The 6,547-nt window shown below is 70.2% G+C and carries 8 protein-coding genes; 2 read left to right on the top strand and 6 right to left on the bottom strand.

Translation table 11 applies throughout. From position 1 onward, the window contains the following. Positions 1–532: CoA transferase (locus QZ772_RS11740; protein ID WP_366510583.1), on the bottom strand; the 532-nt coding region annotated here is incomplete at its 3' end. A 29-nt stretch (positions 533–561) separates the two neighbouring features. Beyond that, positions 562–1,506, bottom strand: coding sequence for a hydroxymethylglutaryl-CoA lyase (locus QZ772_RS11735; protein WP_295526268.1), 945 nt, complete (start codon positions 1,504–1,506; stop codon positions 562–564). 114 nt (positions 1,507–1,620) lie between these two features. Between QZ772_RS11735 and QZ772_RS11730 the strand changes: the two genes are divergently transcribed. Both QZ772_RS11730 and QZ772_RS11725 read left to right on the top strand, forming a co-directional pair. Beyond that, complete coding sequence (locus QZ772_RS11730) at positions 1,621–2,529, top strand: LysR family transcriptional regulator (protein WP_295526265.1); 909 nt, start codon at positions 1,621–1,623, stop codon at positions 2,527–2,529. 168 nt (positions 2,530–2,697) lie between these two features. Continuing rightward, positions 2,698–3,198: a hypothetical protein gene (locus QZ772_RS11725; protein ID WP_295526262.1), complete on the top strand. Its 501-nt coding sequence runs from the start codon at positions 2,698–2,700 to the stop codon at positions 3,196–3,198. 9 nt (positions 3,199–3,207) lie between these two features. On the opposite strand, the gene QZ772_RS11720 is transcribed toward QZ772_RS11725, so the two are convergent. The 4 genes from QZ772_RS11720 to QZ772_RS11705 form a co-directional block, all read right to left on the bottom strand. After that, positions 3,208–3,741, bottom strand: a complete 534-nt coding sequence (locus tag QZ772_RS11720; protein ID WP_295526261.1) for a carboxymuconolactone decarboxylase family protein — start codon at positions 3,739–3,741, stop codon at positions 3,208–3,210. A gap of 67 nt (positions 3,742–3,808) precedes the next feature. Next, a complete protein-coding gene (locus tag QZ772_RS11715) occupies positions 3,809–4,825 on the bottom strand; it encodes a tripartite tricarboxylate transporter substrate binding protein (protein WP_295526259.1) in 1,017 nt (338 codons plus the stop codon). A 20-nt stretch (positions 4,826–4,845) separates the two neighbouring features. Further along, positions 4,846–5,460, bottom strand: coding sequence for a carboxymuconolactone decarboxylase family protein (locus tag QZ772_RS11710; protein ID WP_295526255.1), 615 nt, complete (start codon positions 5,458–5,460; stop codon positions 4,846–4,848). Between the two features lie 31 nt (positions 5,461–5,491). Further along, positions 5,492–6,361: an SDR family NAD(P)-dependent oxidoreductase gene (locus tag QZ772_RS11705; protein ID WP_295526253.1), complete on the bottom strand. Its 870-nt coding sequence runs from the start codon at positions 6,359–6,361 to the stop codon at positions 5,492–5,494. Between the last annotated feature and the right edge of the window lie 186 nt (positions 6,362–6,547).

Here is a 6,547-nt window from a genome sequence, read left to right as displayed (position 1 = left end):
CGCCGATGGCACCGAACATGCCGCCCATGATGTCGTTGACGCTGGTGCCGGCCCGCAGCGGCCGGCCCACCGGCCCCGTCATGTACGACAGGCCGCCCATCATCTGCACCACCTCGTCCAGCGCCAGGCGCTTCTCGTAGGGGCCGGGCAGGAAGCCCTTGTGGCTCACGTAGATCAGGCCCGGATGCCGCGCCGAGAGCGTGGCGTAGTCGAGACCGAGCTCCTGCATCAGGCCGGGGCGGAAGTTCTCCAGCACCACGTCGCAGGTGCCGATCAGCTCGGCGGCCGTCTGGCGGCCGGCCTCGGTCGTGATGTCGAGCACCACGCTCTTCTTGTTGCGGTTGAAGCTGCGGAAGAAGCCGATGCCCAGGCCCGGCAGCCGCCGCGTCTTGTCGCCGCCCGGCGGCTCGATCTTGATCACCTCGGCGCCCAGGTCGGCCAGGATCATCCCGCAGGTGGGGCCCATCACCATGTGGGTGAATTCGAGGACGCGCAGGCCGGTCAGCGGCAGGGCGGAAGAATCGGAAGTCATGGGCGTTGGGTGCTTCGATGGAGGGGGAGTCAGACCGGCTCGGGCACGGCTTGGAAGGTCTTCGGCAGGCCGGCACGCCAGAGCGCACCGTGCATGGGCTCGCCCGCGATCCAGCCCGCCACCTGGGTGCGCAGCGCCAGCAGGGCCGGAAGGTCGAGCCCGGTGCGGATGCCCATGGCTTGGACCATGAAGGCCAGGTCTTCCGTGGCTGCGTTGCCGCTGGCGCCCGGCGCGTGCGGGCAGCCACCGATGCCGGCCAGCGAGGCGTCGAAGCGCGTCACGCCCAGCAGCAACGCCGCATGCACATTGGCCAGCGCCAGGCCCCGCGTGTCGTGGAAATGGCCGCAGCAGAAGCGATCGCCCGCGATGCGCAACGCCTGCTCGAACAGCCGGCCGACCGAGGCCGGGTCGGCATAGCCCACCGTGTCGGCCAGGCTGACGCGGTCGGCGCCAGCGTCGAGCAGGGCCCGCATCAGCCGCAGCACATCGGCGGGCTCGACACGGCCCTGCAGCGTGCAGCCGAAGGCCGTGCCCACGCCACCTTCGATCAGCGTCTTGCGGCCGGAGGCATCGCGGGCCGCGCGGATGCGGGCCAGCTCGGCCACCACCTCGTCAGGGGTCTTTCGCAGGTTGGCCAGGCTGTGGGCATGGCTGGCCGACAGGGGCAGGATCATCAGGTCGGCATCGCCTTCCAGCGCGCGCTCGGCGCCGCGCAGGTTGGGCACCAGCACCGAGGCGCGCAGGCCCGGCAGGGTCTTGGCGAAGGCCAGCACCTCGGCCGTGTCGGCCAGTTGCGGCATCAGCCGCGGCGGCACGAAGGAGCCCACCTCGATCTCGGTCTGGCCTGCCGCCACGGCCATGCGCAACCATTCGCACTTGGCGTCGGTGGGCAGCACGGTGGCGATGCTCTGCAGGCCGTCGCGCAGGCCCACCTCGCGGATCGTGACGTGGGAGGGGGAGGAATGCGGAGCCATGGGCGTGCTTCGTTGTTGGGGGGCTGTTGTCTCTGGCCGCCAATGTAGAAGTGCCCAATGCAGCGGTAAAGTGATGATTTTTCCGTCCAGGGTTTCCGACCCGGAAAGGCGGCCGTGCCCGACCTCGATCTCACCACCCTGCGCCTCTTCGTCGCCGTCTGCGACCACCGCAACATGGCCCGCGCCGGCCAGCAGGAGCATCTGGGCCCCTCGGCCATCAGCAAGCGCCTGACGCAGCTGGAAGCGCAGGTGAACGCGCCGCTGCTCGAAAGGCATCGCCGCGGCGTGGTGCCCACGGCGGCCGGCGAGATCCTGCTGGAGCACGCGCGCGCGATGCTGGCCACCGCCGACCGCGTGGCCCGCGACATGAGCGCGTGGCGCCATGGCGTCAAAGGGCAGGTGCGGGTGCTGGCCTCGGTGTCGTCGATCTCGCAGCACTTGCCCGACGACATCGCCACCTTCCTGCAGCAGCCCGCGCATGCCCAGATCCGCGTCGACATCGAGGAGCGCACCAGCGCCAGCCTGGTGCAGGCCTTGCGCGAGGGCCTGGCCCCGCTCGGCGTGTGCTGGGACGCAGCCGATCTCGAAGGGCTGCAGACCCTGCCCTACCGCGGCGACCAGCTCGCCGTCGCGGTGCCCCGCGGACATCCGCTGGCGCGCCTGAAGCGCTGCAGCCTGGCGCAGACGCTGGGGCACGACCATGTGGGCCTTCCGGCCAACACGGCCGTGCACACCCTGCTGGCCCGCGCCGCCGCCATCATCGGCCGGCCGATCTACTACCGCGCCGTGGTCTCCACCTTCGATGCGTCGCTGCGCTGTGTGCAGGCCGGCCTGGGCGTGGCCGTGGTGCCGCGGGAGATCGTCGAGAAGGCCGGGGCGGGCGGCCCCCTGCGGGTGGTGCCGCTGAGTGATGAATGGGCCCAGCGGCGCTTCGCGATCTGCTTTCGCGATGCCGCGCAGCTGTCACCAGCCGCGCGCCTGCTGGCGGAGCACCTGGCTGCGGTGGCACGGCCGCGCGGTTGAAGGGCGCCCGCGTGTCGTCCCCACCATCGCGGGCATCGCACCTGGCTCGCTCTGTGCCCAGGCGGTCCGATCGCGGTGGGGCATCGCACCGTCGCGGCCTGCCCGCTGTCGGACGGACGCCACCTCGCCTGACATGCAGCACCGCGGCCCGCAGGCAAGCTCAAGCACATGAAGCGCTTTCTCGACCTCTTCCCCCTGGTGCATGCCCTGATGGCCGTGGTGTTCGCGGTGGCGGCGCTGATGCTGCTCGTGATTGCGGCGCGCATCGGCTGGGACGCCTTCGGCGCCGGCCTGGACCGGGGCTCTGCGGCCAGCATCATCGAGGCACTGGGCGTGCTGGCGTCCGCAGTCGTCGCGCTGCAGATCTCGCGCACCATCGCCGAAGAGGAGGTGGTGCGCGAAGCCCACATCAGCGGACCGACGCGGGTGCGGCGCTTTCTTTCGCGCTTCCTGGTGGTGCTGGTGGTGGCGTTTGCGGTCGAGGGTCTGGTGGCCGCCTTCAAGGCACAGAAGGCGCCGGGCGACATGCTCTATGCCAGCGCCCTCATCGTGGCCGTCGGTGTGCTGCTGGCGGGCTGGGGCGTCTTCATCCACTGCAACCGCGAAGCGGAAGAGCTGGAGCCCGAGGCCATGGCCGAGGCCAAGCAGGAAGACGGGAAGGTCAGCTGAGGCCGGGCATCAACCGGCGTTCTGCACCATTGCTGGCGCCTCGATGTCCACCTCGAAGTTCTCGAGGAAACGGCTCACCATCATGTAGAAGCCGATCACGAGCGTCAGCTCGGCCACGAGGGCGGGCGAGAGTTGCTGGCACAGTGCGTCGAACATCGCGTCGGGTGCCTTGACGTGCGTCACCACCTGGTCGACGTAGTCCAGCACCATGCGCTCGGTGTCGTCGAGCGCCCCCGTGTCGGCACCGATCTCCAGCGCCGCCACCTTCTCATCGGCCAGACCCACGTTGCGCGCCACCCGCCGGTGCTGGTGCACTTCGTAGCTCGACCCGCACAGCAGGCCGACGCGCAGGATGGCGATCTCGCGCAACCTTGAGTCGAGCCGGTTCTCGCGCAGGATGGCGCCGCCCAACGCCAGGAAGCCTTCTGCCACCTTGCCGGCATGCGGCAGCATGCGGTAGAGGTTGAGGGGTGGGCGCGAGCCGATCAGCTGCCGATAGGTGTCGGAGGCTTGGGTGAGGTCGAAGTAGGGAACGCGGGCCATGGTGTGGTGTGCAGTTCGGGCGTATCGGCGGACAGACCGTCGACGCAATGGAGAGTGGGCGAGGCGATCAGCGGCTTTCGGCGCTGGTGCTGGCGATGAGCGACTTGTAGAGCGTGACCTCGTCGACCATCATCTTCTGGATCGCGGGCATGTCGTCGAGCATGGGCTCCGAGCCGTTGGCCCGCAGGAAGGCCGGGTAGTCGGGGCCGTGGAGCACCCGCTTGACCGCGGCCATCAACTTCTCGGTGATGGGCGCCGGCGTCTCGCTGCGCACCAGGAAGACGTCCCAGCTGTAGTACGAGAAGTCGGGCACTCCGCTTTCGGCCACCGTGGGCACGTCCGGGTAGTTGGGATGGCGAGTCGTGCCCGTCACCGCCAGGGCGCGGATCTTGCCGGCCTTGATCAACTCCTGCGTGGCCGTGGCGTCGCCGTAGGCGATGTCGATGCGGCCGGCCGCCAGGTCGGGCAGCGAGGCCGGATAGCCCTTGTAGGGCACGTTGCGCAGCTTGATGCCGGCGAGGTTGGCCAAGCGCTGCGACGTGAGGTAGTAGCCGTCGGAGTAGGTGCCGATGGTCAGCGGCTCGGGCTTGGCCTTGCCCACCTCCATCATCTGGCGGATCGTCGTGAACTTCGAGTCCGGCGGCACCGTCAGGATGGCTGGCGCGCGCAGCATGCCGCCGACGAGCTTGAAGTCCTTGAACGGGTCGTAGGGCAGGCTCTTGCCGTAGGCGACCGGAATGGTGATGCCCGACGAGCTGCCCACCAGCAGCGTGTAGCCATCGGCCGGCGCCAAGCGCACGGCCGAGAAGGCGATGACGCCATTGGCCCCGGGCCGGTTGTCCACCACCACCGGCTGGCCCAGCTCCTTGCCCAGCGCATCGGCGAAGTTGCGGGTGCTGGTGTCCAGCCCGTTGCCGGCCGGGAACATCAGGATGATCTTGAGCGGCCGGTCGGGAAAGGTCCCGCTCTGGCTCTGCGCCTGGGCCTGAGTCGGCGCGGCGGCCAGCAGGCCGGCGCCGAGCAGCAGGCCCATGACAGCGCCCAATGCGCTGCGGCGGCGGGGCGTGCGAGGAAGGTGCTTCATTGCGGAATCCTTTCGTGGGTTCAGTGCACAGGGTCCGAGGGCGGGTGGGCCATGGGAGGCGCGTCGGCGGTCGACATGGACGCCAACAGCGCGTCGTAGCCGGGCTCGAGCTCGATGTCCATGGACTGCAGGAAGCGCCCCACGCATACGTAGAAGCTCGCCGTGAGCACCAGCTCCACCACGGCGGCATCGTCGAAGCCGCTGTGCTTCAACTGCTGCACCGTGGCGTGCGATGCCGCGGGGCCGCGTGTGACCTCGTCGGCCAGGTGCAGCACGGCGCGTTGAGGGCCGTCGAACAGCGTCGACGTCTGCCAATGGGCGAGCGCATCGATCTGGGCCTGGCTCACGCCGGCCTCGAGCGCCATGGGCACGTGGTGCGCCCATTCGTAGGCCGTACCGGAGATCTGCGCCCCGCGCAGGATCAGCAGCTCGCGCAAGGGCCGTGGCGTGTGGGCGTTCTGCCGCAGCGGCCAGGCAAAGTCGAGCCAGCCACGGAACATGGCCGGCGCCGTGGCCAGCACGCGGTAGAGGTGCGGCATCGGAAAGTCCGGGCCGCGGGCCTGGCGCACTTCGTCGAAGAGGGCGGCGGCCTGCGGATCGGCCGGGTGTTCGGGGAGCAGGGGGATGCGGGGCATGGGGCGGGGTGGCGATGGGGCAGGGGTGAACTCAGCCAGCTTTGGCCTCGCGCTCGTCGGGCTTCAGGCCCGGTGAGGGCGCCTTGCCGGCGGTGGCCCCGGCATCGACGGGCAGGATCACGCCCGTGACCCAGCGGGCCTCGTCGCTGGCCAGGTAGGCCACGGCCTGGCCTACGTCCCAGCCCGAGCCTTCGGTCTGCAGCAGCGAGCGCATGCGCCGCTCTTCGCGCACCTCGGGCGTCATGCGGCCCGCGACCATGGGCGTGTAGACCATGCCCGGTGCCACACAGTTGACGCGGATGCCTTCCGTGCCGTGGTGCGCGGCCATGGCGCGCGTCATGTTGACCACCGCGCCCTTGGAGGTGGGATAGAGCAGGGCCGGTGTGCCGCCCATCAGCCCGGCCACCGAGGCGATGTTGACGATGGCGCCGCGGCCCAGCTTGCGCATCTCGGGGATGGCGTAGCGGGCCATCAGCATCATCGAGGTCACGTTGATGCGCAGTGCCCGGTCCCACTCGTCCAGGTCCAGGTCGACCGCACTGCCACCGGGGCCGCCGATGCCGACGTTGTTGACCAGGATGTCGACGCGGCCCCAGGCCTCCACGGCAGTGGCGACGGCCTGTCGGCAGGCCTCGACCTGGGACACGTCGCAGCCCAGCGTGAGCGCCTGCCCGCCCTCGGCCGCGATGGTGCGCTCGGTCTCGCGGGCGGCATCGGGCTGCAGGTCGAGCAGCAGCACGCGGGCGCCGCGGCGCGCCAGCAGGATGGCGGCCGCGCGGCCGTTGCCCACGTCGGCGGTGCGCGAGCCGGCGCCGGTCACGATGGCGACGCGGCCGTCCAGGCGGCTGCTGGCGGGTTGGAAATGGTCGGCGGCGCCGAAAGGGGTCGGAGGGGTGTTCACGCGGGACCTCGGGGCCGATGGCCCATGGAGTGATGGCCTCAGCGTAGGTCTGCGCGCAATCGCACAAGAAGAGCGTTTTCCCCAGGGTGAAACGTTTCACCACGAGGTGTATTTAGTACATCGACCCTGCCACCGGATGTCTCAGGGGCGGGGGGTGCGTGCGCGGCGAAGGGGCAGGGTGGGGGC

The sequence above is a fragment of the uncultured Pseudacidovorax sp. genome, assembly GCF_913773995.1.
Classification (GTDB): Bacteria; Pseudomonadota; Gammaproteobacteria; order Burkholderiales; family Burkholderiaceae_C; genus Xenophilus.
Note: the sequence above shows the minus strand (reverse complement) of the source record. Positions and strands in the feature narration are given on the sequence as shown.